This window comes from Streptomyces kurssanovii (assembly GCF_040677245.1).
Classification (GTDB): Bacteria; Actinomycetota; Actinomycetes; order Streptomycetales; family Streptomycetaceae; genus Streptomyces; species Streptomyces kurssanovii.
In genome coordinates this window covers 23567-49647 of record NZ_JBFAQK010000032.1, presented here as the reverse complement: position 1 = coordinate 49647, position 26081 = coordinate 23567, and the positions used below count along the sequence as shown (strand labels likewise).

Sequence of the window (26081 nt, the reverse complement as noted above, 5' to 3'; positions counted from 1 at the left end):
CACCCCTTCCCACGACCCCCGGAGCCCTTCATGGGACGTTATGTGATCCGGCGTCTGCTGCAGATGGTCCCCGTCTTCTTCGGCGCCACCCTGCTGATCTTCCTCATGGTCAACGTGATGGGCGATCCCATCGCCGGCCTGTGCGGCGAGCGGCAGTGCGACCCCGCGACGGCCGCACAACTGCGCAAGGAGTTCGGGCTCGACAAGCCCGTGTGGCAGCAATACGTGACCTACATGGGCAACGTCTTCACCGGGGACTTCGGCACCGCCTTCAACGGGCAGGAGGTCACCGAGCTGATGGGCGAGGCCTTCCCCGTCACGATCAGGCTCACCCTGGTGGCCGTCTTCTTCGAGATCGTCATCGGCATCGCCCTCGGAGTCGTCACCGGCCTGCGCCGCGGCCGGCCGGTGGACAGCGGCGTGCTGCTGCTCACCCTCGTGGTCATCTCGGTGCCGACGTTCGTCACCGGCCTGCTGCTCCAACTGCTGCTCGGCTACAAGTGGGACATCATCGACCCCTCCGTCTCCACCGACGCACGGCTCGACGAACTGATCGTCCCCGGCCTGGTGCTCGCCTCCGTCTCACTGGCCTACGTCACCCGGCTGACCCGCACCTCCATCGCGGAGAACAGCCGCGCCGACTACGTCCGCACCGCGAAGGCCAAGGGCCTGCCCAGGGGCCGGGTCATCCGCAAGCACCTGCTGCGCAACTCCCTCATCCCGGTGGTCACCTTCATCGGGACCGACGTCGGCGCCCTCATGGGCGGTGCGATCGTCACCGAACGGATCTTCAACATCCACGGCGTCGGCTACCAGCTCTACCAGGGCATCCTGCGCCAGAACACGCAGACCGTCGTCGGCTTCGTCAGCGTCCTCGTCATCGTCTTCCTGGTGGCGAACCTGCTGGTGGATCTCCTCTACGCCGTCCTGGACCCGAGGATCCGGTATGCCTGAGCCGCAGCAGAATCCGCACTTCGACGACCCCGCGCACTCCGCCGTCGCGGCCACCGGAGCGGGCGGGGCGGCCAACCTCGCGATGGCCGAGGGGGAGACGCTGGAGCAGGCCCCCGGCGGGCCCGACGGCACCGGCCCCGCCGACAAGCCGCGCAGCCTCTGGTCGGACGCCTGGCGGGACCTGCGGCGCAACCCCGTCTTCATCGTCTCCGCCCTCGTCATCCTCTTCCTGATCGTCATCTCCCTGTGGCCCTCGCTGATCGCCTCCGGCAACCCACAGAGCTGCGATCTCGCCAAGGCACAACAGGGCTCACAGCCCGGTCACCCCTTCGGCTTCAACGGGCAGGGCTGCGACGTCTACACCCGTACGGTCTACGGCGCGCGGGCCTCGGTCACCGTCGGTGTCTGCGCCACCGTCGGTGTGGCGCTGCTCGGTTCCGTGCTCGGCGGACTGGCCGGCTTCTTCGGCGGTGCCTCGGACGCCGTGCTGTCCCGGCTCACCGACGTCTTCTTCGGCATCCCCGTGGTGCTCGGCGGCCTGGTGCTGCTGTCCGTCATCACCAGCAGCACGGTCTGGCCCGTGGTCGGCTTCATGGTGCTGCTCGGCTGGCCGCAGATCTCCCGCATCGCCCGCGGTTCCGTCATCACCGCCAAACAGAACGACTACGTGCAGGCCGCCCGCGCGCTCGGTGCCTCCAGCTCACGGATGCTGCTGCGGCACATCGCCCCCAACGCGGTCGCACCCGTGATCGTCGTGGCGACCATCGCCCTGGGCACCTACATCTCGCTGGAGGCGACGCTGTCCTTCCTGGGCGTCGGGCTGAAGCCGCCGACTGTCTCCTGGGGGATCGACATCTCGTCGGCCTCCCCGTACATCCGCAACGCCCCGCACATGCTGCTGTGGCCCGCCGGAGCGCTGGCGATCACGGTGCTGGCCTTCATCATGCTCGGCGACGCGGTACGCGACGCCCTCGACCCCAAGCTGCGCTGACCGCCCAAGGAGCCGCCATGCCCGCCACGTCCTACGAGGCCGTGATGTCCGCGGAACCGGACACGCCAGGCCGACTGCTCGACGTACGCGACCTGCACGTGGAATTCCGTACCCGCGACGGCGTGGCCCGAGCGGTCAACGGCGTGAACTACACCGTCGACGCGGGCGAGACGCTCGCGGTGCTGGGCGAGTCGGGGTCGGGCAAGTCGGTCACCGCCCAGGCCGTCATGGGCATCCTCGACATGCCGCCCGGCAGGATCACCGGCGGCGAGATCCTCTTCAGGGGCCAGGACCTGCTGACGATGCGGGAGGACGAACGGCGGAAGATCAGGGGCGCCGGAATGGCCATGATCTTCCAGGACGCCCTGTCCTCCCTCAACCCCGTCCTGAGCGTGGGGGACCAGCTGGGGGAGATGTTCATCGTCCACCAGGGCCTGTCCCGCAAGGACGCGAAGGCCAGGGCCGTCGAGCTGATGGACCGGGTTCGCATCCCCGCGGCCAAGGAGCGCGTCGGCCAGTATCCGCACCAGTTCTCCGGCGGGATGCGCCAGCGCATCATGATCGCGATGGCCCTCTCGCTGGAACCGGACCTGATCATCGCCGACGAGCCGACCACCGCGCTGGACGTGACCGTCCAGGCGCAGGTCATGGACCTGCTGGCCGAGCTCCAGCGCGAACTGGACATGGGGCTGATCCTGATCACCCATGACCTCGGTGTCGTCGCCGACGTCGCGGACAAGATCGCGGTGATGTACGCCGGGCGGATCGTGGAGACCGCCCCCGTCCACGACATCTACAGGGCGCCCGCCCACCCCTACACCAAGGGCCTGCTCGAATCGATCCCGCGCCTGGACCAGAAGGGGCAGGAGCTCTACGCCATCAAGGGCCTGCCGCCCAACCTGATGCACATCCCGCCCGGCTGCGCCTTCAACCCGCGCTGCCCGATGGCCCAGGACGTGTGCCGGACCGACGTACCGCCGCTGTACGAGGTGAACGAGCAGCGCGGCAGCGCGTGCCACTTCTGGGAGGCGGCGATCCATGGCTGAGGCGATCCTCGAGGTGCGCGACCTGGTCAAGCACTACCCGCTCACCCGCGGCATCCTCTTCAAGAAGCACGTCGGCGCGGTCAAGGCGGTCGACGGCGTCGACGTCGAACTGTTCGCGGGGGAGACCCTCGGCATCGTGGGGGAGTCGGGCTGCGGCAAGTCCACGCTGGCCAAGATGCTGGTCCACCTGGAGCGGCCCACGGCGGGCACCATCCGGTACAAGGGCGAGGACATCACCACCCTGTCGGGGCGTGCGCTGAAGGCCGTGCGCCGCAACATCCAGATGGTGTTCCAGGACCCGTACACCTCGCTCAACCCGCGGATGACGGTCGGCGACATCATCGGTGAGCCGTACGAGATCCACCCCGAGGTGGCCCCCAAGGGCTCCCGCAGGCAGAAGGTCCAGGAACTGCTGGACGTCGTCGGACTCAATCCCGAGTACATCAACCGCTATCCGCACCAGTTCTCCGGCGGCCAGCGCCAGCGCATCGGCATCGCCCGCGGGCTCGCCCTGCGGCCCGAGGTCATCGTCGCCGACGAGCCCGTCTCCGCGCTCGACGTGTCCGTCCAGGCGCAGGTCATCAATCTGCTCGACAAGCTGCAGAGCGAGTTCTCGCTCAGCTATGTCTTCATCGCCCACGACCTGTCGATCGTCCGGCACATCTCGGACCGGGTCGGCGTGATGTACCTGGGACGGATCGTGGAGATCGGCAGGGACGCCGAGATCTACGACCATCCCACGCACCCCTACACCCAGGCCCTGCTGTCCGCCGTGCCCGTGCCCGACCCACAGGCGCGCGAGCACCGGGAGAGGATCATCCTCACGGGTGACGTGCCGTCGCCCACCAACATCCCGTCGGGCTGCCGCTTCCGCACCCGCTGCTGGAAGGCTCAGGAACGGTGCGCGCGGGAGGTTCCGCTGCTCGCCGTGCCACCGCACCTGGAGTCGGTCGAAGGGCCGGCGCGGCACCCGTCGGCATGCCATTTCGCGGAGGAGAAGCATGTGGTGCCGAACGGCCCGGCCGCAGGTGACGGCGGCACCGGAGGCACGAAATCGCTGTGAAGGGCCGCCAGTTCATTTAACACCGACGCAACTCGGGCGTCGCCGGTCCGATATACGGACGCCTCACGCTGAGGAACGTACGGCCGTGCGGGTGCCGTAGACCGGCCGGGACCGCGCCATGCGGACCCGGCCGGTCCTCCCGCGCACCGGCGCCGGTTGTCCTGAACTGTCCGGTCCCCGCCTTGTCCCGCCCATCGCCGCGAATGCAGGATCGTCGATGTGACTCTTACGCGGGGGGCCAGGATCACGGGAGCGGCGCTGAGCGGCGTGCTCGCCCTGATCACGGGAGCGTGGATCGTCAGGGACATCTCGGTGTCCGGCGGGCTCGAGGGCCTGTGGCGCTACTGGGCCTCCGACCCGCGGCGGGAGTGGAGGATCGCCCCGCAGGCCACCTCGCCCCTCGACGGCACGCTCTTCGCGGTGTACGCGGGTGTCGGCGTCGCCGTGCTGCGCTCGTCGGTGGCGGCCTCCGCGCTGGTCGCCGCCGCGCTGTTCACCCTCGCCGTCCGGCTGCCGAGCCTGTGGGTCCTGACCGCCTCCTGGGCGTACCTCCGGCCCACCGACTCGATTCGCACCCGCGCGCTGTTCACCACCTTCGCCGTGCTGGGGCTGGCCGTAGGGCTCGTCATCACCGCCGTGGCGGGACGGCGCCCGGCCGAGGCCGGCGACGAGCAGGGCCCGCGCGCCGCCCGGCACCGCCGGACGCCCACCAGGCCGACCGTCGTGGTGGCCTGGCTCTCGGCCGCGTTCCTGCTCCTGGAGGCCGCCCTGATCACGGCCTGGCAGCTCCGCTTCGGCTACCAGGTCGGGGCAGAGGTGTACCTCGACAGCCTGGTGGGCGGCGAACGGGTCGGACAGCGGCTGCTGGCGCCGCCCCCGGGCTGGCTGGCCGCCACGACCGTCGTCCTCGGCCTGGCGGCGGGCGTGGGCCTGCTCGCCAGGGCCGTGTTCTCCCGCCCGCTGGGAGCCGTCGTCGCGGTGGCCGTGTCCGCCTCCGGAGCGGTCGGCGTGGACGCTGCCGTCCGGCTGCGGATCCTGGAGCACTTCGGGCAGGCGCCACTGGAGTACCAACTGCTCGTCGCGACCTCGCTGTTCGAGCTGGTGGCGGGACTCCTGCTGATCGTCCTGCTGACACGTCGCGGCGAGGACGGACCGGCGGGCGGGCCGGACGGCGCGTACGGGCCGCCGTCGGGTTACGGGTATCCGCAGCCCGCTTCCGGTTACGGCTACCCGCCGGCCCGGCCCGGATACGGGTATCCGCCCTCCGCGCCGCCGGGGTACGGCCACCCCGGGCCGGCCGCACCGCCCGGTTCACCGCCCGGTTCACGGCCCGGCGGCGGGTTCGGCCCGCCGCCGCCGTCGTCACCGCCGCCGAACTGGTAGCCCCTGCTTCACCCGAGGCCCAACGAGCGCTTGAGGAAGTCGACCTGGAGCAGCAGCAGGTTCTCCGCGATCTGCTCCTGCGGCGTCATGTGCGTCACCCCGGTCAGCGGCAGCACTTCGTGCGCCCGGCCGGCGGCCAGCAGCGCCGACGAGAGCCGCAGCGTGTGGGCCATCACCACGTTGTCGTCGGCCAGGCCGTGGACGATCATCAACGGCCGGGCCGGGCCCTCCGCGGACGTCAACCCGCCGTCCGTGACCAGCGAGTTCGCCGCGTATGCCGCGGACTGTGTGTCCGGGTCGCCCAGATAGCGCTCCGTGTAATGGGTGTCGTAGAGCCGCCAGTCGGTCACCGGGGCGCCCGCCACCGCCGCGTGGAAGACGTCGGGGCGGCGCAGCACCGCCATCGCCGCCAGGTAACCGCCGTACGACCAGCCGCGGATCGCCACCCGGTCGAGGTCGAGCGGGAAGGATCCGGCCAATGACCGCAGCGCTTCGACCTGGTCGTCCAGCGTCGGCGTGAAGTCGCCCACGACCGTCTTCTCCCAGCCGGGCGAGCGCCCCGGAGTGCCCCGGCCGTCGGCGACGACCACGGCGAAACCCTGATCGGCGAACCACTGCGAGGTCAGATAGGGATTGTGCGCCGCGAGCACGCGCTGGCCATGAGGTCCCCCGTACGGGTCCATCAGTACCGGCAGCGGACCGTCCGACTCCCGGTGACCCGACGGCAGCAGCACCGCGCACGGGATCCGGCGGGCACCCGCCTCGGTCAGCGCCGGACGGGCACGCAGCACCGGCTGCTCGGCGTACGAGGCCACCACCGCGATCTGCTTGCCGTCCCTGAGCACCTGGACGAGGGCGCCGCTGGCGTCCGTACGCGACGAGGCCAGGACCGTCACCCCGCCGCCCCGCACCGCCGCATGCACTCCGGGGCCGTCGGAGACGCGCTCGACGCCCAGCTCGTTCACCCGGTACACATGGATCTCGCCGGTCTCCGGCTCCCTGGAGTCCGCACCCGCCGACGCGGAGACCAGCACATCGCTCTCGCCGATGTCGACCACCGCGCGCAGGTGCAGTTGCGCGCCGGTCAGCACCCGGTCGCCGACGGCGAGCACCCGCGCTCCGCCCTCGTCCGCGATGCGCACCAGCCGTCCGCCGCCGAAGCCCTGCTCGTAGGACGATTCCGGGGCCCAGGCGGGAACGCCGGAGAAGAGTTCCAGCCACGCGTCGTCCTCGTCCACGTGCACGGTCCGGGTCGTGCCGGTCTCCGGATCCACGGCCAGATACAGCTGGGTGCGCTGGTCCCGCGACTGCACGAGCAGCAGCGGAGGACCGGCGGCGGACCAGTGCGCCCGCGCCAGATAGGGATAGCGCTCACGGTCCCAGGTCACCTCCGTGCGGTTCCCGTCCAGGGCGACGAAGAACAACCGGACAACGGCGTTGGGCGTCCCGGCGGCCGGATAGGCGACCTGGGCGGGCTCCCGGTCCGGATGCGCCGGATCCGCGAGCCACCAGCGCCGCACGTCCCGCTCGTCGGCGCGGGCGACCAGCAGCCTGTCCGAATCCGGTGACCACCAGAAGCCGCGCGAACGGCCCATCTCCTCCGCCGCGATGAACTCCGCGAGGCCGTAGGCGGTGTGCTCGTCCTCCGGCTCCGCGAGGGCACGGTCACCCTCGCCCTCCGCGCCCGTCACGCGCAGCGCGCCGCCGGCCACGTAGGCGACGAGCCGGCCGTCCGGGGACGGCCGCGGGTCGAGCACCGGCCCCGGCGTGGGGAGTTCACGCGCGGTGCCGGCCCGCAGCTCCGTGGTGAACAGCCGTCCCGACAGGGTGAAGGCCGCCAACTCGACCGCCCGGTCCACCGCGTAGGCGACGATCCCGGCCGATCCTTCCCTGCTGCGCTCGCGCCGTGCCCGCTCCTCGGCGGAGAGCTCTTCGGCCGAGCCGCCCAGCAGCTCCCGCGGATCGGCGGCAGGCCGCTCCTGCGGCGGGCCGTGGCCGTCGAGATCGAGCACCCACAGCAGTCCCGAACGGTCCGTTCCGGAGGCCGAGCGCAGAAACACCACGCGTGAGCCGTCCGGCGACACCGTGAAGGCGCGGGGGGCGCCCAGCGTGAAGCGCTGCGTCCGCGCGGACTGACGCGGGAAGGAGAGCGGTTGCGTCGACGTCATGCGACCGAACCTTAGGGGGTGTGCGCCCCCATGTGCTGCCGTGCACCGATCGATGCACAGGCACGGATAGTTATGATCCGTAGCGCAAGGTGGGTATGAACCTCCTGGCACATGTCCTGGCACATGCAACCGGCCCGTCCCGACCGAATATCTGTGGAGGTGAACCGCCGTGGCACTCTCGATTTCGGCGGTGGTGCTGCTGGCGATCGTCGTCTTCCTGCTGATCCGGAAAGCCGGGCTGAAGGGGGGACATGCGGCGGTCTGTGTGTTGCTCGGGTTCTACCTCGCCAGCTCGTCGGTCGCGCCGACCATCACCGAGCTGACGACCAACGTCGCCGGGATGCTGGGGGGCATCAAGTTCTGACCGCCCGTTCTAGGGTGTCCTGTATGAAGGATCTCCCCGACCGCCGTCTGCTCCTCGTGCACGCGCATCCGGACGACGAGTCGATCAACAACGGCGCCACCATGGCCCTGTACGCGGCCACCGGCGCCCAGGTCACGCTGGTGACCTGCACCCTCGGAGAGGAGGGCGAGGTCATTCCGGACGATCTCGCCCATCTCGCTCCCGACCGGGAGGACCGGCTCGGTCCCTACCGGGCCGGGGAGCTGGCCGCGGCCATGAAGGAGCTCGGTGTCACCGACCACCGCTTCCTCGGAGGTCAGGGGTGCTTCCGGGACTCCGGGATGATGGGGCTCGAGCAGAACCACCGCGAAGGGGCGTTCTGGAGCGCGGACGTGGACGAGGCCGCCGCGCATCTCGTCGAGGTCGTCCGTTCGGTGCGTCCGCAGGTGCTGGTGACGTACGACCCCGACGGGGGATACGGGCACCCCGACCACATCCAGACCCACCGGGTGGCCATGCGCGCCGCCGCCCTCGCCGCCGAGCCCGGCTTCCGGCCGGATCTCGGAGACCCCCACTCGATCGCCAAGATCTACTGGAACCGCGTCCCGCGCTCGGTCGCGGAGGAGGGCTTCGCCCGGCTGCGTGCCGCCGGGGCGGACTTTCCCGGTGCCGCCGACATCGGTGACGTCCCCGGTGTCGTGGACGACGCGGAGATCACGACGGAGATCGACGGCACCGCCTACGCGGACCGCAAGGCGGCCGCGATGCGGGCGCATGCCACCCAGATCGTGGTGGACGGACCATTCTTCGCACTCTCCAACGAACTGGGGCAACCTCTCTTCACCACCGAGTACTACCAGTTGGTGGCCGGGGAGTCGGGGGCACGGCCCGGCGAGCGCGAACACGACCTTTTCGCGGGGGTTTCGGCATGAGCAGCGCACCCGGGTCCTGGCTCACCCGCTCCCCGAAGCCCCCGAGGCCCGGCCGCCTCGTGGCGTACGTCGCCCTGGTGATCCTCGGAGCGATCGTCGGCACGGCCGGCTCTCTCGTCCAAGCGGCGTGGCTGCCGGGCGGGTTGGCGCTGGCTCTGCTCGCCTCCGCAGGCCTGTTCATCGGCTCGCGGCGGGCGACGGGCACCCAGCTCGGCGTGGTCTGTTCCGCCGTGGGCTGGCTTGCGGCGATCGTCGTACTGAGCACCGGACGGCCCGAAGGGGACGCCATGTTCGGCGCCGGGATCGGACCGCTCGTCTTCATGCTCGGCGGCATGGCGGTCGCTGTGATGTGTGCCACCATGTCGCGGGCGCCGCAACCGGGCGGCGGCTCGGGCCGACTTGGCGGATAGAACAACGCAGGACCCCAGCAAGCACCCGGTGCGACCGGCCCCCTAGGGTGGGTCGACCCACGGAGTGGGAAGCCCTCGAACTGACCATGCCCGTACGGTCGGCGGAAGGCCGCTTCCCACAGTCCCGGGGTGTTCGTCGGCGGCGGCCAGTATGGTGGTGCGCGCCGCCGAGCCGCCCGCAGCAGTAGCTATCCAGTAAGAAACGGGCGGCGAAGCCAACCGGGAGAACCTGCTTTGAGTCGTGAAACTGACAGTTCGTCCTCCGGCCCCCAGGGGCGCGGTGGAGCCGCGTACCCCTCCGGGACACCGCCGTACGGATCGCGCCAGTATCCGTCGCTGCACCCGCAGGACGCTCCGGAAGAGGCCGCGGAAGCTCCTGAGCAGCAGTCGGAAGAGCCCAGGACCGAGACGACGCTGACCACGCGCATCCGGATCAACATCCCGGGTTCCCGGCCGATCCCGCCGGTCGTGATGCGTACGCCGATGAGCGACGTCGACGCCCGGCCCGCCTCCGGCGGCTCCGGCACGTCGGCGGGCTCCGGCGGGACCGGTGCGCCGGGCGCCTCGGGTGCGCCGGGTGCGTCCAACGGTTCGGGCGGCGCGGGTGCCGCGGAGCGGGAGAGCGAGCGCACGGGCAGCACACCGCGCCCCGGAGCGGCCCGTGAGAGTGGACCGGCGGCCGAGGAGAAGCCCGCCACCAGCGACTGGTTCGCGCCACGCAAGCCGGCCGCGGGTGCGACGCCGGCGGCCGGTACGCCGACGCCGGGCGCGGCCTCGCAGGGTTCGCCGGGTGCGGGTGGCGGTCCGGGACCGTCGCCGGCGCCGGGCAGCGGCCCCGACGGCAACGGCGGTGCGGGCGCTCCGGGTCCGGGCGGTGCCGGTTCGCGCGGGGCCGGTTCCGGTCCGCGTTCGGGCCTCGCGGCCCTCGCGGAGCAGGCAGGTTCCGCCGGCACGCCCTCCGGCCCCTCGGCCCCACGTCCCGGCGCGTCCGGCGGCGGCCCCGGTGCGCCCGGCCAGGGCAACGGGTTCGCCCCCGGTCGCAACACGCCTCCGCTGGGCGTCCGTCCGCCGGGCGCGCCCGGCGGAAGCGGCGGACCGATGGGCCCGACGTCCGGCCCGGCCACCGGCAGCATGCCGGTCGGCCCGCGCCCCGGCGCACCGGTGCCCGGCATCGACATGCCCCGGATGTCCGACGACACCGCGGTGCTCACCCCGCAGAAGCCCGCGCCCGAAGGCGACGGCGGCCATGGTCATGTCTCCGGTGACACGCTCACCAGCGGCATCCCCGTGGTCCCGGGCGGCGGGCACCGCTCGCCCTTCCCGCCGCCGGGCGGACTGCAGACCGGCCCCGGGACGGGTCCCAACCCGATCCTCTCCCAGCCCGGCCCGCAGGCCGGTGACGGCGACTTCTCCGTCCCCGAGTTCCCGGCCGGTCCGGGCGGCGTCGGCGGCCCTGTCGTGCCCGGCCCCTCGGCCGAGCCGGCTCCCCGGCCCGCACCCCGGCCCGCTCCGGCCAAGAAGGGCCGCTCCAAGCTGGTGCTCGTCGGCGCCGGCGTGGTCGGCCTGCTGGGCATCGCGTACGGCGCCGGACTGCTGCTGAACCACTCCGACGTGCCCAAGAGCACCACGGTCCTCGGTGTCGACATCGGCGGAGGCACGAGGGACGAGGCCGTCAACAAGCTCGACGCCACGCTGGGCGAGCGGGCCAAGGCGCCGCTGCAGCTCTCCGTGGGCGGCAAGAAGGCTGAACTCCACCCCGACAAGGCCGGTCTGTCCCTGGACAGCCAGGCCACCGTCCGCGCCGCCGCGGGCAGCGACTACAACCCGGTCTCCGTCATCGGCTCGCTCTTCGGCGGCGAGCGTGTCGCCGAGCCGGTGATCGTCGTCGACGAGGAGAAGCTGAGCGTCGCCCTGGCCGACCTCGCGGGCACCGCGGGATCCTCCAGCGACGGCACGATCCGCTTCGAGCCCAACAAGGCCGTCGCCGTGCCCGGGAAGCCCGGGGAGACGCTGGACGTCGGCCGCTCCATGATCTCGGTCAAGGACGCGTACCGCGCCCAGGTGCAGACCGGACAGCCGGACCTGGTCGAACTCCCGGTCGCCACCCGGCAGCCGACCATCACCCAGGCCGAGCTGGACCGGGCGATGAAGGAGTTCGCGGAGCCCGCCATGTCCGACCTGATCACGATCAAGGCGGGCGGCAAGTCGATCCAGTTCGGCCCCGCGAAGTCGCTGCCCAAGATCCTCTCCATGAAGCCGATCGACGGCAGGCTGGTCGAGGTGTACGACAAGAAGGCGATCGAGGAGCTGCTCGACGGCGTCTTCGACGGCATCATGATCACCAAGGGTGACGGCAAGAAGCACGAGGTCTCGGCGGACGACGTGGCCCAGGCGATGGGCCCGGCACTGCGCGGCAAGACCCCGGCCGAACGCACGGCGGTCATCGAGCTCGACCCGAGCTGAGTCGCTTCACCGACGTGGCCCCCTGCCCGGACCGGGCGGGGGGCTTCGTCATTCACGCCGCGCCTGCGGCACCGGATCTCGTTCGCCGCCGCCGTTCCCGTCCGCACCGGCAAGCGCGCCGCGGGCCCGTCGGTCGCCTTCGGCCGGCCGATCCGGCCTTCCGGCATCACAGGCCGGTCGGAAACACCGTGGCCGTCCGGCGGTGCGCGGGCTATCGTCCGGGCTCACGTCCAGCACGCCCGACTCCTGAGAGTGGATCATGACCAGCCGGCAGCACGCCTCCGTCCCCACCACGACCCTGTGGCGCCCCACCGGCCCCGTCGAGCTGGGGCTCGTGCGGGAGTCGGGGTGGCGTGCGTGGCCGCCGAGGCTGCCGGAGCAGCCGATCTTCTATCCCGTGCTCAACGAGGACTACGCGATCCGCATCGCCCGGGACTGGAACGTCAAGCACGACGGCGCCGGCTTCGTGACGCGGTTCGACGTCGAGTCCGCGTTCGTCGCGCGGTACCCCGTGCAGCAGGCGGGCGGGAAGACGATCCTCGAGCTCTGGGTGCCGGCCGAGGAGCTCGACGAGTTCAACGCGCACATCGTCGGCGAGATCCAGGTCGTGCACGAGTTCCGGTAGGCGCGGAAGCAGACGTCCTCGCTGGGCCCGGGAGCAGGCCGTTCCGGCGTGGCCTCCCGGCAGGCCGGGAGGCAGGCCCCGTTCGCAGGGGCATCGACGGGCCCGGCGGCGGGCTCAGTTGAGCATGGCCCGGGCCGCCCGGGCCCGCCCCCGGATCTCCTCCGCCGCCGTCGGCTCGACCGCGTCCACGACCTCCGCGTACGCGTCCATCTCCGTCGCGCCCGTCAGGAAGTCACCGCGCTGGACCAGCAGTTGGGCACGCTCGAAGCGGAGGCGGGCCGGGTGGGAGGGGAGGAGGAGCAGGAGGTCGAGCGCCCAGAGGGCGACCGCCGAGTGTTCCGGGCGCTGTGCCGCCCAGGCGCGGATGTTGTTGAGGATGCGGGAGATCACCGCGAGCGGATCCGCGGGCGTCAGCATGGACGGGGTCACGGACGTGCCGACGGCGCTCGTGACGAGGAGGTCGGCGTCCGCGCCCGAGAGCACCCGCCCGGCCGCGAACGGGTCGGCCAGGACCTGCCCGGCCGGGTCCTCCGGGTCGCCGAAGCCGACCACGAAGTGGCCGGGAAGGGCCACTCCGTAGACATGGGCGCCCGCGCGGCGGGCGACCTCGGTCCAGACGACGGAGAGCAGGATCGGCAGGCCACGACGGCGGCGCAGGACCTCGTGGAGGAGCGAGGACTCCAGGTGCTGGTAGTCGCCGGCCGTGCCGTGGAAGCCCTCCCGGCCGCCCAGCAGGTCGGCGACGGCCGCCGCCCACGCGTGCGGGTCCCGCAGCCCGTACGGGAGCATCCCGGCCAGGCGGTCCAGCTCGATCTGGGCCGCGTCCATGCCGGCCTCGCCGAGCGACGGGTCGGCCTCCGCGCCGATGAGCAGGCAGAGCAGGGCCACGTCGGGTCGCTGCGAGCGGGCCTCCTGCGCGAAACGGGACCGCCGGTCGTTCTGGTGCATGTGCTCGTACCCCCGGCCTACATCGCCCGGTAGTGGTGGTAGTGGTGATGGACCCGGAAGCCCATACCGGCGTACAGGGCACGCCCCCCGTCATTGTCCGACTCGACCTGGAGCCAGGCAGCAGAGGCGCCCTCTTCGAGGGCCCGGCGCGCCAGGGCGGCCATGATCGCCTTCGCGAGCCCCTGCCGCCGGTACGCCGGGTCCACCTCCACGGCCATGAAGCCCGCCCAGCGCGAGTCGACCACACATCGGCCGATGGCCGCAGGGGTCCGACCCTCTCCGGCTATGGAGGCGAACCACACGGAAGGGCCGCTGCCGAGGACCTTCAGTACATGTGGTCCCGGCACACCGGAGCGCTGGTAGCGCCGTAGCCACGCCTCGTCGAACGAGCGGGACAACGTGACACGGGAAACGTCCGCGTCCAGGTCGCCCACCGCCGCCAGGCCCCCGACCTGTACCTGAGCCGAGACCTCGGCGCGCCAGTCCCGCGCCTCCAACTCGGCGCAGAGCTCCTCCTGCGTGCCGGCGGCGCCTGTCGCTGTCTGCACGTACGCCGGAAGGCCGCGAGCCGCGTACCAGTCCCGCACCCGTGCCAGCGCGTCGTCCAGCGGCATGCCCGGATCACCGAGGGGGAGGACCGAGTTCGCCCGCCTGGTGAAGCCCGCCGACGCCCGCAGTTCCCACTCACCGAGCCGCTCGCTCTCCACCGGCTGCCAGGCGCGCGCCGTGACCCTGCTCAGCTCCTGGAAATCGGCCGCGGGGCCCCGGCGACGGGCAGGCTCGGCGGGTACGACCTTTCCCGCGACGAGAGAGGATTCCGGGATGCGGACGCTCTCGCCCGTCCGGCGTGTGATCACCAGCACACCCCCGGTCCATGATGTGAGAACACCGACCGTGTCGGTGAACTTCGCGACCGGTGCTTCAGCGTCGCTCAAGCGACGGACCGATACGCGTTTGCCCACGTCAGCGGGGCTGATCCTGATTTCGAGCCGTCCGCCCGCAGTGAATTCCACAGCTCTGTGAGCCCCTCCTGTTCGGATCGTTACCAAGAACGGAGATACTAGGGGCGGGCATCGACGACGCCGCGCTCCCGCGCAAGCCAGCCCTTATCGAGGAGGAACGACAGCGTGACCTACGTCATCGCGCAGCCTTGTGTCGACGTCAAGGACAAGGCGTGCATCGAGGAGTGCCCCGTCGACTGCATCTACGAGGGCTCCCGGTCCTTGTACATCCACCCGGACGAATGCGTCGACTGTGGTGCTTGTGAGCCGGTCTGCCCGGTCGAGGCGATCTTCTACGAGGACGACACTCCCGAGGAGTGGAAGGACTACTACAAGGCGAACGTCGAGTTCTTCGACGAGCTCGGTTCGCCCGGTGGCGCTTCCAAGCTCGGCCTGATCGAGCGTGACCACCCCTTCATCGCCGCCCTGCCGCCGCAGAACGGCTGATCCCGTCCGCATGTCCCCGGTCCCGTACGGTTCGTCGTCCGTACGGGACCGAGGCGTTTGACGAAGCGGCCGACACGCCGGGCGACGCACTCGGCCGGCGTATCCGGCCGACACGCCCGGCCGTCGCCGGAAACCGTGTGCGACCCCGCCGTCCGACGCCGTGACCGAAGCCGGAAACGACGCCCGTACCCGAAAGTGAGCGCCGCCGTGCCCGCAGTCTCCTCGCGACTCCCCGTCTTCCCCTGGGACAAGCTCGAGCCCTACAAGGCCACGGCCGCGGCCCACCCCGACGGCATCGTGGACCTCTCCGTCGGCACCCCGGTCGACCCCGTGCCCGAGCTGATCAGGAAGGCCCTCGTGGCGGCCGCCGACTCGCCGGGCTACCCGACGGTCTGGGGCACGCCCGCGCTCCGCGACGCGCTCGTGTCCTGGGTCGAGCGCCGGCTCGGCGCGGCGAACGTGGCGCACACCAACGTCCTGCCGGTCGTCGGTTCGAAGGAGCTGGTGGCCTGGCTGCCGACGCAGCTTGGCCTGGGCGCCGGTGACCGGATCGCCTACCCGCGTCTCGCCTACCCCACGTACGAGGTCGGTGCGAGGCTCTGCGGCGCGACGCCCGTCGTCTACGACGACCCGACCGAGCTCGACCCGGCGGGCCTCCGGCTGCTCTGGCTCAACTCGCCGTCCAACCCGACCGGACGGGTGCTGGACAAGGACGAGCTGACCCGGATCGTCGCCTGGGCGCGCGAGCACGACGTGCTGGTCCTCAGTGACGAGTGCTACCTGGAGCTGGGCTGGGAGGCCGAGCCGGTCTCCGTCCTGCACCCGGACGTCTGTGGCGGCTCGTACACGGGCGTGGTGGCCGTCCACTCGCTCTCCAAGCGCTCCAACCTGGCCGGCTACCGCGCCGCCTTCGTCGCGGGCGACGCGGACGTGCTCGGCGAGCTGCTGAAGATCCGCAAGCACGGCGGCATGATGACCCCCGCCCCCGTCCAGGCCGCCACGGTCGCCGCGCTCGGCGACGACACGCACGTCACCGAGCAGCGCGCCAGGTACGCGGCCCGGCGCACGGCCCTGCGGACGGCGCTGGAGTCGCACGGCTTCCGGATCGAGCACAGCGAGGCCAGCCTCTACCTGTGGGCCACCCGCGACGAGCCGTGCTGGGACACGGTCGCGTACCTGGCCGGTCTGGGCATCCTGGTCGCGCCCGGCGACTTCTACGGGGAGGCGGGCGAGCGTTTCGTGCGCGTGGCGTTCACCGCGACCGACGAGCGCGTCGAGGCGGCGGTCAAGCGTCTCGGCTGAGCGCAGGTCTCACGCGGCCACGGTCGCGGTCCGGTCACGGCACGGCACGGTCCGGTCGCGGGCACGGTCCGGTCACCGCGCGGTCCGGCACCGCACGGTCCGGATACGAAAGGGCCCGGCCACGGGCGCGGTCCGGCACCGCACGGTCCGGTCACCGCACGGGAAGGGCCCGGGAGCAGCAGCTCCCGGGCCCTTCCCGCGCAGGTGTGCCGTGTGTCAGCCGATCGGCAGGCCGCCGCCCAGCGCACCGGTGGGCAGGCCCCCGCCGGTCAGCGAGTCGGTCGGCAGGCCGCCCTCGCCGGCGCCGCCGACCAGGTCGCCCGCCTGCCCGGTGGTGTCACCGGCGGCCTTCGTGGCGACCGGCGTGGCCGTCTTGGCCGCCTTGCCGACGGTCTTGGTCGCCACCGGGGCGGCCTTCTCCGCGGTCTTGCCGCCGACCTGGCCGGCCACCTTGGTGGTCTCCTTCGAGACACCGTCGACCGTGGAGTCGACGTTGTCCGCGTCGAGGGCGGAGAGGCCGCCGACCGGGGCCTGCGGGAGTTCAACGGCGCCCGCGGAGCCGGCCGCACCGACCACGGGAGCTGCTCCCGCCGCGATGAGCAGCGCGGCACGGGCGATCCGACGGGTCAGGGGGAGGGACATGATGCTCCTTGAGACGAGAGGACGTTCGGAATGCTGCGTGTCCGGCGTTCGGACGTCCTGACAACCGGGGGGAGCGGGGGGGAAGTTGCGGTGACCCAAGGTAAAGAGTTGGTAATGCGTCGCATTATCGTTCTCGGATAAAAACGGTCAAACGCTGCATAGTGAAGGCACCTGGCGAACCGTCACTTCCCGTTGCTTTCAAGGGGAATCGGCGTGCTCGTCCTGGGGTGGTCCGGTGCCCGGAAGAGGGTGTCCCGGAGGGGAACGGACTGCCTCGTTCGAGGGAGGCGGTGAACTAGCGTGCGATGCGGATGCGTACGTCGTCCGTGCCGCTGTCCTCGTCGCCCGCCGGACGCCAGCCCTCTTCCGACTCCTCGGCGCTCCACACCCGGCCCGCGTACGAGACCTCCTCGATGCGCAGCTCTTCGGCCCGGGCCACCGCCCAGTGCGCGAGCTCCCAGCCGCGCTCGCCGCCCCGGCCGCGGCCGCCGCCGTGCGCGCCGGTGCCGCCGTCCGTCTCTGCCGAGCCGACCGTCGCCTGCACGGGAACGGACACCTCACGCGAGGCCGCGTCGCCCGCGCGCCCCCGGCCGCTGCCGCCCTTCGGCAGCACCTCTGGCCCGAAGGCCCGCGTCAGCTCGGTCCGGATCCGCGCCGGGTCGCCCGGCCCGCCGCCGCTCTTCACGTCGCAGGTCAGGGTCGCGGAGGCCCGGCCGGTGAGGGCCGCGGCCAGCAGCGCGGCGTCCGGCTCGTGCTTCGCGTACGCCTGCGGGAAACCGCTGCGCTGGACGCGCTGCGCGGCCACCGTGAGCGGCAGCCGGGAGTATCCGGGCACCTCGGCCAGACCGTCGTAGAACTTCCCCGAGGCGTAGACGGGGTCCAGGATCTGCTCGGGCGTCCCCCATCCCTGCGAAGGGCGCTGCTGGAACAGGCCGAGGGAGTCCCGGTCGCCGTGCTCGATGTTGCGCAGCGCCGACTCCTGGAGCGCGGTCGCCAGCGCGATCGTCACCGCCCGCTCCGGCATCCCACGGGTCGTGCCCACAGCGGAGATCGTCGCGGCGTTCCCCGCCATCTCGGCCGTCAGCTCGTACGACGGGCCGTCGCCCTCGGCCGTACGGACGACACAGCGCGGGGGCCCGCCGCCGGTGACGTACTGCACCGCGACGTAACCGATGAGGGCCAGCAGCACGAGGGACGCGGCCGCGAAGCGCAAGAGGCGGCCGCGCCGGACGGGAGAGGCGGTCTCGGACACCCGCCCACCGTACTGGAGCCCCCGGAGCGCCCCCGGGGGGTGTGCCGGTCAGGACCCGCCGCCGACCGCTTATCGTCGGAGCCATGCCTGAGACCGCGCTTGACCTCACCCTCGACGCACCCGCGCTCACCGCAGCCCTGGTCGACTTCCCGTCGGTCAGCGGCACCGAGAAGCCCCTCGCCGACGCCATCGAGGAAGCGCTGCGCGGGCTGCCGCACCTCACCGTCGACCGGCACGGGAACAACGTCGTGGCCAGGACCCGCCTCGGCCGCTCCGAGCGCGTCGTGCTGGCGGGGCACATCGACACGGTCCCGATCGCCGACAACGTGCCCTCGCGGCTCGACGGCGACGGCATCCTGTGGGGCTGCGGCACCAGTGACATGAAGTCGGGCGTCGCCGTCCAGCTGCGGATCGCCGCTACCGTCCCGGAGCCCAACCGTGACCTCACCTTCGTCTTCTACGACAACGAAGAGGTAGCCGCACACCTCAACGGACTGGGGCATGTGGCAGAGGCCCACCCGGACTGGCTCGTCGGAGACTTCGCGGTCCTGCTGGAGCCCTCCGACGCCCAGGTCGAGGGCGGCTGCCAGGGGACGCTCCGGGTCCACCTGCGCACGAAGGGGGAGCGGGCACACTCCGCGCGCAGCTGGATGGGGTCCAACGCCATTCACGCCGCCGTCCCGATCCTGACCCGCCTCGCGTCGTACGAGCCGCGCCGGCCGGTCATCGACGGGCTGGAGTACCGGGAGGGCCTCAACGCCGTCGGCATCGAGGGAGGTGTGGCCACCAACGTCATCCCCGACGAATGCACCGTGGTGGTCAACTACCGCTACGCCCCCGACCGCAGCATGGCCGAGGCCGAGGAGCATGTCCGCGAGGTGTTCGCCGACTGCGGTGTGAGCGAGATCGTGGTGGACGACCACACCGGCGGGGCCCTGCCCGGTCTGTCGCACCCCGCCGCCGCCGCGTTCATGGAGGCGGTGGGCGGCACCGCGCAGCCCAAGTTCGGCTGGACGGACGTCTCACGCTTCAGCGCCCTGGGAGTGCCCGCGGTCAACTACGGCCCCGGCGACGCGCTCTTCGCCCACAAGCGGGACGAACACGTCGCCGTGGACAAGATCACGCACTGCGAGGACCGGCTGCGTGAGTGGCTCACTTCCTGACATCGCATCCTGGTGGATCGCCCCGATTTCGCCATTCGTCACGTCGGCCGACCTACCCTGAGCCAAAGCAGATGATGTTCGGCGGAGGGAGCAGGTCATGAGCAACCCCGAGGGATTGCGGGCGCTGGAGGAGCAGCGGCTGGGACCGGTACTGCGCCGCAGGGAACAGATCCGGCCGGGCACCACCGATCAGCGGCTGCTCGACACCGAGGGCGACTCCCAGTGGGTGCACACCGACCCGTGGCGGGTCATGCGCATCCAGTCCGAGTTCGTCGAGGGCTTCGGCGCCCTCGCCGAACTGCCCAGTGCCATCAGCGTCTTCGGTTCCGCCCGTACCCCGGCCGGCACACCCGAGTACGAGGTGGGCGTCGAGCTCGGCAGGGCGCTGGCCAAGGCGGGCTTCGCGGTGATCACCGGCGGCGGTCCCGGAGTCATGGAGGCCGCGAACAAGGGCGCGAGCGAGGCCAAGGGGATCTCGGTCGGCCTCGGCATCGAGCTGCCCTTCGAGCAGGGCATCAACCCGCACGTCGACATCGGGGTGAACTTCCGCTACTTCTTCGTCCGCAAGACGATGTTCGTGAAGTACGCGCAGGGCTTCGTGGTGCTGCCGGGCGGACTCGGCACGCTGGACGAACTGTTCGAGGCGCTGACCCTCGTCCAGACCCGCAAGGTGACGCGCTTTCCGATCGTGCTCTTCGGTACGGACTACTGGAGCGGCCTGGTCGACTGGCTGCGCGACACCGTCATCGCCCAGGGCAAGGCATCGGAGAAGGACCTGCTGCTCTTCCACGTCACGGACGACGTGGAGGAGGCGGTGGCCATGGTCTCCAAGGAGACGGGCAGGTAGCCGCACGCAGCCGCTGCGGGGGCCCCGGACGAGCGTCCGGGGCCGTCCCCTGGCCGCGCCGTCCCCGACCGGGCCTCGTGCGCGTCCGGCTCCGGTCGTGCCTCCGGCCGGGGCTCTCAGGCGAGACCGCGACGGGCGACCGCCGGCGGGCGGTGGCCCGCGATCGAGGCCACCATGTCCAGGACCTGCTTGGTCTCCGCCACCTCGTGCACGCGGTAGACCTGCGCGCCCAGCCAGGCGGACACCGCCGTGGTCGCCAGGGTGCCCAGCACCCGCTCCTTGACCGGCTTGTCGAGGGTCTCGCCGACGAAGTCCTTGTTCGACAAGGACACCAGCACCGGCCAGCCGGTCTCCGTCATCTCCCCGAGCCGGCGGGTCGCCTCCAGGCTGTGCCGGGTGTTCTTGCCGAAGTCATGACCGGGATCGATCATGATCCCGTCCCGGCGGACGCCGAGCCCGACCGCCCGCTCCGCCAGCGCGAGCGTCACGCGGAGGATGTCCGCCATGACGTCGTCGTACGCCACCCGGTGCGGACGCGTGCGCGGTTCGGCGCCGCCCGCGTGGGTGCACACCAGACCGGCCCCGTACCGCGCGGCGACCTCCGCCAGCTTCGGGTCCACGCCGCCCCACGCGTCGTTCAGCACATCGGCGCCCGCCTCGCAGACCGCCGCGCCCACGTCGTGGCGCCAGGTGTCGACGCTGATCACCACGTCCGGGTGGCGTCGCCGCACCTCGGCGACGAAGCCGACCGTGCGCCGCGCCTCCTCCTCGGCGGACACCTCCTCGCCGGGTCCGGCCTTCACCCCGCCGATGTCGATGATGGCGGCGCCCTCGGCCACCGCCTGCTCGACGCGGGACAGGGCGGGTTCGTCCCGGAACGTCGCGCCCTGGTCGTAGAAGGAGTCGGGCGTCCGGTTCACGATCGCCATGATCACCGGCTCGTGCGCGTCGAACTCGCGCCGTCCCAGCCGCAGCATCCGCTGTTTCCTCCTCAGGTCGTTCGCCTGCGACCCTAGCTGTCGGTGCCCCGTGGCACGATCAGCGGTGGACGGTTTTCCGCTCGGGTAAGTTCCCCGGGGACGTACGGGAAGTTCGGGGAGAGGGTCGATCGTGTTCTGGTTCTTGCTGATCGCGATGGTCGTGGTCATCGCGGCGGTCACGCTCGCGGTGGTCGGCGGCAGTGACAGCGCGGCACTGCCGGAGGCCCCTCCGGAGCAGCTGGTGGACCCGCTGCCGCCCGGGCGCCCCGTCGGCCGTGCCGACGTCGAAGCCCTCCGCCTCCCCGTCGGCCTGCGCGGCTACCGGATGGCGGACGTGGACGAGGTGCTCGGCCGCCTCGGCGCGGAGCTCGCCGAGCGGGACGCGCGCATCGCCGACCTGGAGTCCGCGCTCGCCGGGGCCCAGGCCACCGCGGTGGGCAGGCAGGACATGTTCACCAAGCCCGGAGAGGAGCCGGGCCGGTGACCGTGGTGACCGGCGCCGCCGTGCCCGGACCGGACGGCGGGCTCCGGTGCCCCTGGGGGCTGTCCACCGCCGACTACGTCACGTACCACGACGAGGAGTGGGGCCGCCCGGTCCACGGCGACGACGCCCTGTTCGAAAGGCTCTGCCTCGAGGCCTTCCAGTCCGGGCTGTCCTGGATCACGATCCTGCGCCGCAGGGAAGGCTTCCGCAGCGCCTTCGACGGCTTCAAGATCTCCTCGGTGGCCGCCTTCACCGAGGCCGACGAGGAGCGCCTGCTCGCCGACCCCGGCATCATCCGCAACCGCGCCAAGATCCGGGCGACCCTGGCCAACGCGCGGGTGCTCGCCGACTGGCCCGCCGGCGAGCTCGACGACCTGATCTGGTCGTTCGCGCCCGGCCCGGCGCGGTCCGCACCCCGCACGATCGCCGACGTGCCGGCCGTCACCGACGAGTCCACCGCTCTGGCCAAGGCGCTCAAGAAGCGCGGCCTGCGCTTCGTGGGCCCGACGACCGCGTACGCCCTGATGCAGGCCTGCGGGCTCGTCGACGATCACCTCGCCGACTGCGTGGCGCGCGGCGGCGGCCGCTGACGCCACGCAGGCCGGACGGGCTCAGCGGCCGAGGTACTTGGGTGTCTCCTTGGCCAGGAACGCCTGCACCGCGATCGCGTGGTCCTCGGAGGCGCCCGCCTTCGCCTGCAGCTCCTCCTCCTTGTCCAGCGCCTCGCTCAGCGAACGGTCCGCGCCGTAGGCCATCGACTCCTTCAGCGCTGCGTAGGCGAGCGTGGGCCCGTCGGCCAGCGCGCGGGCCACGGCGGCGGCCTCCGCGGCCAGCTCGTCCGCCGGGACTAGCTTGTTCGCGATGCCCCAGTCGTACGCCTCCTGCGCGGAGAACGAGCGGGGGAAGAGCAGCAGGTCGGCGGCGCGGCTCTGCCCGATCAGGCGCGGCAGCGTCCAGGACACGCCGGAGTCGGCGGTGAGCGCCACACCGGCGAAGGAGGTCGTGAACTTGGCCGTGTCGGCGACGACCCGGTAGTCGGCGGCCAGCGCGAACCCGAGGCCGGCGCCGGCGGCCACGCCGTTGACCCCGGCGACGACCGGCTTCTGCATCCCGGTCAGCGCCCGGACGATCGGGTTGTAGTGCTCGCGCACGGTGCTCATGGTCCCGCCGCTGCCGGACTCACGGTCGGCCGCGAGGAGAGACACGTGCTCCTTGAGGTCCTGCCCGACGCAGAAGGCCTTCCCGGTCGCGGTCAGCAGCACCGCGCGTACCGCCGTGTCGGCGGCCGCGGCCTGCACGGCGTCGCGCAGAGCGACCTTAGCGTCGACGTTCATCGCGTTCATGGCCTCGGGCCGGTTGATCGTGATCGTCGCGAGTCCGTCGTTCACGTCGTACAGCACGGAGTCGGCCATGGCGGGTCCCCTTTGGTGGTTCTGACGGCAGTGTCGAGGCCAGCATGACGGAGATCATCGGGTGTGCACATGTGACCTGCGTCAAACAAACTCCGTGGGGCGCCTGGGGAGCGGCGGCGAAGTATCGCAGGCACATCGCCGAATTGGGTGGTTTTGAGAGAGCGCGTTGCGCAAGCGATGCCGACTGATGTTGGTCTTTGGGTCCCGCCATGCGGGATAATGACCTGGAAGCAATGTGTTCGATGCCGGTGACACAGCACCTCTCACGGGGCCGCCGGCTGCGATGAGCTGGTTTCAGGAAGGGGAACGAGCATGGCGGCCATGAAGCCGCGGACGGGCGACGGCCCGCTCGAGGTGACAAAGGAGGGGCGGGGCATCGTCATGCGCGTTCCGCTCGAAGGCGGCGGTCGGCTTGTCGTCGAACTGACTCCGGACGAAGCCGATGCACTCGGTGACGCCCTGAAGAAGGTCGTCGGCTGACGCGCCCTGATTTTCCACTGCCCCGGCACGGTTCGTGCCGGGGCAGTGTGTGTTTCGGGGGCGGTACGTGTTTTCGGGGGCGGTACGTGTTCCAGGGGGTGCGGCGGACCCGGCACGTATGTTCCAGGGGGTGCGGCGGACCCGGCCCCCGTTCCCCGGGCGCGGGGGTACGGAGGCGGAGCTCCGGAAAACCTCGCCGGGTGCCGGCTCAGGCGCGGCGGACCGCGCAGAGGAGTCCGTCGCCCACCGGCAGCAGCGTCGGCAGGAGTTCATGGCTCTCGCGGACCGCCCGCAGCAGCTCACGCACCCGGAGGACCTCCGCCGGCTGAGCGGCGGAGTCGACCGTACGGCCGTCGGCGAACACGCCCTCGAAGCAGACGAGTCCGCCCGGCCTCAGCAGGCGCAACGATTCAGCGAGGTAGTCGAGGGACTCGGTGCGGTCGCCGTCGCAGAACACGAGGTCGTATCCGCCGTCCGCGAGCCGCGGCAGGACGTCGAGCGCGCGGCCGGGGATGAAGCGGGCGCGGTTCCCGGCGAAGCCGGCCGCGCGGAAGGCCTCCCGGGCGAACTGCTGGCGTTCCGGCTCGAGGTCCACCGTGGTCAGGACGCCGTCCGGGCGCATGCCGTGCAGCAGGTAGATGCCCGAGACTCCCGTCCCGGTCCCGATCTCGGCCACCGCTTTCGCGTCGGCGGTCGCGGCCAGCAGTCGCAGGGCGGCGCCGGTGCCCGGGGACACCGAGGGCAGCCCTGACTCCCGGGCCCGGTCCCGGGCCCAGCGCAGAGCGTCGTCCTCGGCGACAAAGGCGTCGGCGAACGCCCAGCTCGTCTGCTGGTTGGCGGTGATGACCCTCTCCTGTCCCCGTAGTTGGCGCGACGCTGACTGTATCCGCTGGACCCGGGAACCCGCAGATGGGACCGGTCGTTGTTGAGGCAGAGGGAAGCGCGTGGACGCGGGCCCGGATGCCGGTTCCAAATCCACGTAAAGATTCTTATCCGGAGCTAACGGGCGAGGTGGCTATGGTAGGGGCTCCGCTGGACACCACCAGAGCCGACAGGGGAGGTGCGGCTGCACCTGCGGATCGGGGAGGAGTGCTGAGGCGCCTTCTCAGGTCGGTGGGTGAGCCGAAATCCGTGACCAACACTGCTGACCGTTCTACGCCCTCCGACTCCGTCACCACGGCGACCTTCGCATCGGATGCGGAATCGCAGGCCTGGACCCCTCCCACGTGGGAGGAGATCGTCAGCACGCACAGCGCACGGGTCTACCGCCTCGCGTACCGCCTGACGGGTAACCAGCACGACGCGGAGGACCTCACGCAAGAGGTCTTCGTCCGTGTCTTCCGCTCCCTGTCGACGTACACGCCCGGCACCTTCGAGGGCTGGCTCCACCGGATCACCACGAACCTCTTCCTGGACATGGTCCGCCGCAAGCAGCGGATCCGCTTCGACGCCCTCGGCGACGACGCGGCGGAGCGTCTCCCCAGCCGGGAGCCGTCGCCGCAGCAGGTCTTCAACGACAGCCACTTCGACGCGGACGTGCAGCATGCGCTGGACACCCTCGCGCCCGAGTTCCGCGCCGCCGTGGTGCTCTGTGACATCGAGGGCCTGTCGTACGAGGAGATCGCCGCGACCCTGGGCGTGAAGCTCGGCACCGTCCGCAGCCGCATCCACCGCGGCCGCTCCCACCTGCGCAAGGCACTGCAGCACCGTTCACCGGAGGCGCGTGCCGAACAGCAGCGCTCACTGGCGGGTGCCGTGGGCCTGGCGGGGGAGGGTGGACCGGCGTGAGCGGCACAGGTCCGACTCCTGCGGAACAGCATCTCGGGGACCGGCTGGCCGCACTCGTCGACGGTGAGCTGGAGCACGATGCCCGGGACCGGGTCCTCGCGCACCTGGCGACGTGTCCGAGATGCAAGGCCGAGGCCGATGCTCAGCGCCGCCTCAAGAACGTCTTTGCCCAGGCCGCACCGCCGCCGCTCTCCGAGGGGCTGCTCGCGCGGCTCCAGGGGCTGCCCGCGGGCCCCGGCGCACCCGGCGACGACGACGAGCCCGGCCCCTTCGGCGGCGGACGTGCCGCCGGCGGGGTGTTCGGAGCGCTGAACCCGTCCGCGGGAAGACCGCGCGACCCTCGCGGGGAGACGTTCGGCTACGTCCCCGGCGGGGCCCACGCGGCCGTTCTGCCCGGTGGCGGCAGCGGCTTCCGGATCCACGAGGTCGGCCGCGCGGAAGCTGAGCGCTCGCCGTGGCGCGGCAGGCGGTTCGCCTTCGCGGCGGCCAGCGCCGTGTCCTTCGCCGCCATCGCCCTGGGCGGTGCCGTTCCGCTCGACGCCTCCGGTGACTCCGGTGCGCGCGGGCAGGGCGGCGGCAACAAGGTGACACCGCTGCGCACCGCGGCGCCGACGACCGCCGCGAACACCACGACCCCGGGATCCGGTGGCGGTGCCACCGCGTTCCGCGGCACGGAGGGCGACCGGCGCCGGGGCGGGAGCGGCCAGACCAGGCCCGGCTCCGGGCCGGTGATCGCCGCGGTGCCCGGCGAGCCCGCGGGTCAGGCGCTCAACCGTCACCTCGGTGTCTCGCCGCTGGCCCACGCCTCCTCGACGACGCCGCTGATACGTCCGACGGCAGCACCTCTGCAGTTGGCCGCCGCCCCGGCGATCGGTCCTGTGGCCACTCCGGTGCCCAGGCATCTGGCTGCCCCGTCGCAGCCTGTCCCGCCGCCTTCGCACTGACCGGCACCGGGCA

Annotated in this window: 27 protein-coding genes; 19 read left to right on the top strand and 8 right to left on the bottom strand. The window is 71.8% G+C overall.

Going from position 1 to position 26081, the window contains the following annotated elements:
- Positions 1-30: 30 nt before the first annotated feature.
- From AB0K36_RS22085 to AB0K36_RS22065, 5 genes are all read left to right on the top strand, one after another.
- Complete coding sequence (locus AB0K36_RS22085; protein ID WP_364596984.1) at positions 31-954, top strand: ABC transporter permease; 924 nt, start codon at positions 31-33, stop codon at positions 952-954.
- Positions 947-1945 carry an ABC transporter permease gene (locus AB0K36_RS22080; RefSeq protein ID WP_364596982.1) on the top strand — a complete coding sequence of 333 codons (999 nt, stop codon included), beginning with the start codon at positions 947-949 and terminating at the stop codon, positions 1943-1945. Before AB0K36_RS22085 ends, AB0K36_RS22080 begins: the two co-directional genes overlap by 8 nt.
- A gap of 44 nt (positions 1946-1989) precedes the next feature.
- Positions 1990-2991 carry an ABC transporter ATP-binding protein gene (locus tag AB0K36_RS22075; protein ID WP_364597022.1) on the top strand — a complete coding sequence of 334 codons (1002 nt, stop codon included), beginning with the start codon at positions 1990-1992 and terminating at the stop codon, positions 2989-2991.
- Entirely contained in the window at positions 2984-4054 is a 1071-nt protein-coding gene (locus AB0K36_RS22070; protein WP_364596980.1) for an ABC transporter ATP-binding protein, read from the top strand. Before AB0K36_RS22075 ends, AB0K36_RS22070 begins: the two co-directional genes overlap by 8 nt.
- A gap of 219 nt (positions 4055-4273) precedes the next feature.
- On the top strand, positions 4274-5437 hold the full coding sequence (locus AB0K36_RS22065) for a hypothetical protein (protein WP_364596979.1): 1164 nt from the start codon (positions 4274-4276) through the stop codon (positions 5435-5437).
- An 8-nt stretch (positions 5438-5445) separates the two neighbouring features.
- On the opposite strand, the gene AB0K36_RS22060 is transcribed toward AB0K36_RS22065, so the two are convergent.
- Positions 5446-7605 carry a prolyl oligopeptidase family serine peptidase gene (locus AB0K36_RS22060; RefSeq protein WP_364596976.1) on the bottom strand — a complete coding sequence of 720 codons (2160 nt, stop codon included), beginning with the start codon at positions 7603-7605 and terminating at the stop codon, positions 5446-5448.
- Positions 7606-7774: 169 nt separating this feature from the next.
- Here AB0K36_RS22060 and AB0K36_RS22055 point away from each other — a divergent pair, with 169 nt between their 5' ends.
- The 5 genes from AB0K36_RS22055 to AB0K36_RS22035 all read left to right on the top strand — a co-directional run bounded on the left by AB0K36_RS22055 (position 7775) and on the right by AB0K36_RS22035 (position 12378).
- Positions 7775-7969: a hypothetical protein gene (locus AB0K36_RS22055; RefSeq protein ID WP_005312422.1), complete on the top strand. Its 195-nt coding sequence runs from the start codon at positions 7775-7777 to the stop codon at positions 7967-7969.
- A gap of 23 nt (positions 7970-7992) precedes the next feature.
- On the top strand, positions 7993-8880 hold the full coding sequence (mshB, locus tag AB0K36_RS22050; protein ID WP_364596973.1) for an N-acetyl-1-D-myo-inositol-2-amino-2-deoxy-alpha-D-glucopyranoside deacetylase: 888 nt from the start codon (positions 7993-7995) through the stop codon (positions 8878-8880).
- Positions 8877-9290, top strand: coding sequence for a DUF6113 family protein (locus AB0K36_RS22045; protein WP_364596970.1), 414 nt, complete (start codon positions 8877-8879; stop codon positions 9288-9290). The genes mshB and AB0K36_RS22045 overlap by 4 nt, the downstream gene beginning before the upstream one ends.
- A gap of 234 nt (positions 9291-9524) precedes the next feature.
- Positions 9525-11753 carry a hypothetical protein gene (locus tag AB0K36_RS22040; RefSeq protein ID WP_364596967.1) on the top strand — a complete coding sequence of 743 codons (2229 nt, stop codon included), beginning with the start codon at positions 9525-9527 and terminating at the stop codon, positions 11751-11753.
- 259 nt (positions 11754-12012) lie between these two features.
- Positions 12013-12378 carry a hypothetical protein gene (locus tag AB0K36_RS22035; protein ID WP_364596964.1) on the top strand — a complete coding sequence of 122 codons (366 nt, stop codon included), beginning with the start codon at positions 12013-12015 and terminating at the stop codon, positions 12376-12378.
- Positions 12379-12492: 114 nt separating this feature from the next.
- Here AB0K36_RS22035 and AB0K36_RS22030 read toward each other — a convergent pair whose 3' ends face one another.
- Entirely contained in the window at positions 12493-13326 is an 834-nt protein-coding gene (locus AB0K36_RS22030; RefSeq protein ID WP_364596961.1) for a transglutaminase-like domain-containing protein, read from the bottom strand.
- 17 nt (positions 13327-13343) lie between these two features.
- The gene (locus tag AB0K36_RS22025) at positions 13344-14339 is read right to left on the bottom strand and encodes a GNAT family N-acetyltransferase (protein WP_364596958.1); all 996 of its coding nucleotides are present in this window, start codon (positions 14337-14339) and stop codon (positions 13344-13346) included.
- 114 nt (positions 14340-14453) lie between these two features.
- On the opposite strand from AB0K36_RS22025, the gene fdxA reads away from it, so the two are divergent.
- Entirely contained in the window at positions 14454-14774 is a 321-nt protein-coding gene (fdxA, locus tag AB0K36_RS22020) for a ferredoxin (protein ID WP_003985062.1), read from the top strand.
- Between the two features lie 207 nt (positions 14775-14981).
- Entirely contained in the window at positions 14982-16076 is a 1095-nt protein-coding gene (gene dapC / locus AB0K36_RS22015; RefSeq protein ID WP_364596955.1) for a succinyldiaminopimelate transaminase, read from the top strand.
- Between the two features lie 216 nt (positions 16077-16292).
- Here dapC and AB0K36_RS22010 read toward each other — a convergent pair whose 3' ends face one another.
- Together AB0K36_RS22010 and AB0K36_RS22005 are read right to left on the bottom strand one after the other, a co-directional pair.
- Positions 16293-16718, bottom strand: coding sequence for an ATP-binding protein (locus AB0K36_RS22010; protein WP_364596952.1), 426 nt, complete (start codon positions 16716-16718; stop codon positions 16293-16295).
- Positions 16719-17013: 295 nt separating this feature from the next.
- Complete coding sequence (locus AB0K36_RS22005; RefSeq protein WP_364596949.1) at positions 17014-17970, bottom strand: VldE C-terminal domain-containing protein; 957 nt, start codon at positions 17968-17970, stop codon at positions 17014-17016.
- An 83-nt stretch (positions 17971-18053) separates the two neighbouring features.
- Between AB0K36_RS22005 and dapE the strand changes: the two genes are divergently transcribed.
- Positions 18054-19133: a succinyl-diaminopimelate desuccinylase gene (dapE, locus tag AB0K36_RS22000; RefSeq protein ID WP_364596946.1), complete on the top strand. Its 1080-nt coding sequence runs from the start codon at positions 18054-18056 to the stop codon at positions 19131-19133.
- A 97-nt stretch (positions 19134-19230) separates the two neighbouring features.
- Positions 19231-19980, top strand: a complete 750-nt coding sequence (locus AB0K36_RS21995) for an LOG family protein (RefSeq protein ID WP_189466198.1) — start codon at positions 19231-19233, stop codon at positions 19978-19980.
- A gap of 116 nt (positions 19981-20096) precedes the next feature.
- Here the strand turns inward: AB0K36_RS21995 and folP are convergent, their stop codons facing one another.
- Complete coding sequence (folP, locus tag AB0K36_RS21990; protein ID WP_307708136.1) at positions 20097-20957, bottom strand: dihydropteroate synthase; 861 nt, start codon at positions 20955-20957, stop codon at positions 20097-20099.
- Positions 20958-21090: 133 nt separating this feature from the next.
- On the opposite strand from folP, the gene AB0K36_RS21985 reads away from it, so the two are divergent.
- Both AB0K36_RS21985 and AB0K36_RS21980 read left to right on the top strand, forming a co-directional pair.
- Positions 21091-21444, top strand: coding sequence for a DivIVA domain-containing protein (locus tag AB0K36_RS21985; protein ID WP_189466195.1), 354 nt, complete (start codon positions 21091-21093; stop codon positions 21442-21444).
- A 5-nt stretch (positions 21445-21449) separates the two neighbouring features.
- Positions 21450-22034: a DNA-3-methyladenine glycosylase I gene (locus AB0K36_RS21980; RefSeq protein WP_364597019.1), complete on the top strand. Its 585-nt coding sequence runs from the start codon at positions 21450-21452 to the stop codon at positions 22032-22034.
- A gap of 21 nt (positions 22035-22055) precedes the next feature.
- On the opposite strand, the gene chcB is transcribed toward AB0K36_RS21980, so the two are convergent.
- On the bottom strand, positions 22056-22856 hold the full coding sequence (gene chcB, locus AB0K36_RS21975) for a 2-cyclohexenylcarbonyl CoA isomerase (RefSeq protein WP_364596941.1): 801 nt from the start codon (positions 22854-22856) through the stop codon (positions 22056-22058).
- Between the two features lie 312 nt (positions 22857-23168).
- On the opposite strand from chcB, the gene AB0K36_RS21970 reads away from it, so the two are divergent.
- A complete protein-coding gene (locus tag AB0K36_RS21970) occupies positions 23169-23336 on the top strand; it encodes a DUF3117 domain-containing protein (protein ID WP_003966491.1) in 168 nt (55 codons plus the stop codon).
- 208 nt (positions 23337-23544) lie between these two features.
- On the opposite strand, the gene AB0K36_RS21965 is transcribed toward AB0K36_RS21970, so the two are convergent.
- The gene (locus AB0K36_RS21965; protein WP_078535486.1) at positions 23545-24222 is read right to left on the bottom strand and encodes an O-methyltransferase; all 678 of its coding nucleotides are present in this window, start codon (positions 24220-24222) and stop codon (positions 23545-23547) included.
- 131 nt (positions 24223-24353) lie between these two features.
- Here AB0K36_RS21965 and sigE point away from each other — a divergent pair, with 131 nt between their 5' ends.
- On the top strand, positions 24354-25124 hold the full coding sequence (gene sigE, locus AB0K36_RS21960; protein WP_182327991.1) for an RNA polymerase sigma factor SigE: 771 nt from the start codon (positions 24354-24356) through the stop codon (positions 25122-25124).
- Positions 25121-26068, top strand: a complete 948-nt coding sequence (locus AB0K36_RS21955) for an anti-sigma factor family protein (RefSeq protein ID WP_364596938.1) — start codon at positions 25121-25123, stop codon at positions 26066-26068. Before sigE ends, AB0K36_RS21955 begins: the two co-directional genes overlap by 4 nt.
- The last annotated feature ends 13 nt before the right edge of the window (positions 26069-26081 follow it).

Bases quoted from the DNA above. Each gene is read 5' to 3' on its own strand.
- AB0K36_RS22035 (WP_364596964.1), top strand. From the start codon at position 12,013: ATGACCAGCCGGCAGCACGCCTCCGTCCCCACCACGACCCTGTGGCGC.
- AB0K36_RS22085 (WP_364596984.1), top strand. From the start codon at position 31: ATGGGACGTTATGTGATCCGGCGTCTGCTGCAGATGGTCCCCGTCTTC.
- AB0K36_RS22045 (WP_364596970.1), top strand. From the start codon at position 8,877: ATGAGCAGCGCACCCGGGTCCTGGCTCACCCGCTCCCCGAAGCCCCCG.
- AB0K36_RS22010 (WP_364596952.1), bottom strand. From the start codon at position 16,718: ATGTCCCTCCCCCTGACCCGTCGGATCGCCCGTGCCGCGCTGCTCATC.
- AB0K36_RS22075 (WP_364597022.1), top strand. From the start codon at position 1,990: ATGTCCGCGGAACCGGACACGCCAGGCCGACTGCTCGACGTACGCGAC.
- AB0K36_RS22060 (WP_364596976.1), bottom strand. From the start codon at position 7,605: ATGACGTCGACGCAACCGCTCTCCTTCCCGCGTCAGTCCGCGCGGACG.
- AB0K36_RS22030 (WP_364596961.1), bottom strand. From the start codon at position 13,326: ATGCACCAGAACGACCGGCGGTCCCGTTTCGCGCAGGAGGCCCGCTCG.
- dapE (WP_364596946.1), top strand. From the start codon at position 18,054: ATGCCTGAGACCGCGCTTGACCTCACCCTCGACGCACCCGCGCTCACC.
- AB0K36_RS22070 (WP_364596980.1), top strand. From the start codon at position 2,984: ATGGCTGAGGCGATCCTCGAGGTGCGCGACCTGGTCAAGCACTACCCG.
- AB0K36_RS21970 (WP_003966491.1), top strand. From the start codon at position 23,169: ATGGCGGCCATGAAGCCGCGGACGGGCGACGGCCCGCTCGAGGTGACA.
- mshB (WP_364596973.1), top strand. From the start codon at position 7,993: ATGAAGGATCTCCCCGACCGCCGTCTGCTCCTCGTGCACGCGCATCCG.
- sigE (WP_182327991.1), top strand. From the start codon at position 24,354: ATGGTAGGGGCTCCGCTGGACACCACCAGAGCCGACAGGGGAGGTGCG.
- AB0K36_RS21995 (WP_189466198.1), top strand. From the start codon at position 19,231: ATGAGCAACCCCGAGGGATTGCGGGCGCTGGAGGAGCAGCGGCTGGGA.
- AB0K36_RS22080 (WP_364596982.1), top strand. From the start codon at position 947: ATGCCTGAGCCGCAGCAGAATCCGCACTTCGACGACCCCGCGCACTCC.
- chcB (WP_364596941.1), bottom strand. From the start codon at position 22,856: ATGGCCGACTCCGTGCTGTACGACGTGAACGACGGACTCGCGACGATC.
- folP (WP_307708136.1), bottom strand. From the start codon at position 20,957: ATGCTGCGGCTGGGACGGCGCGAGTTCGACGCGCACGAGCCGGTGATC.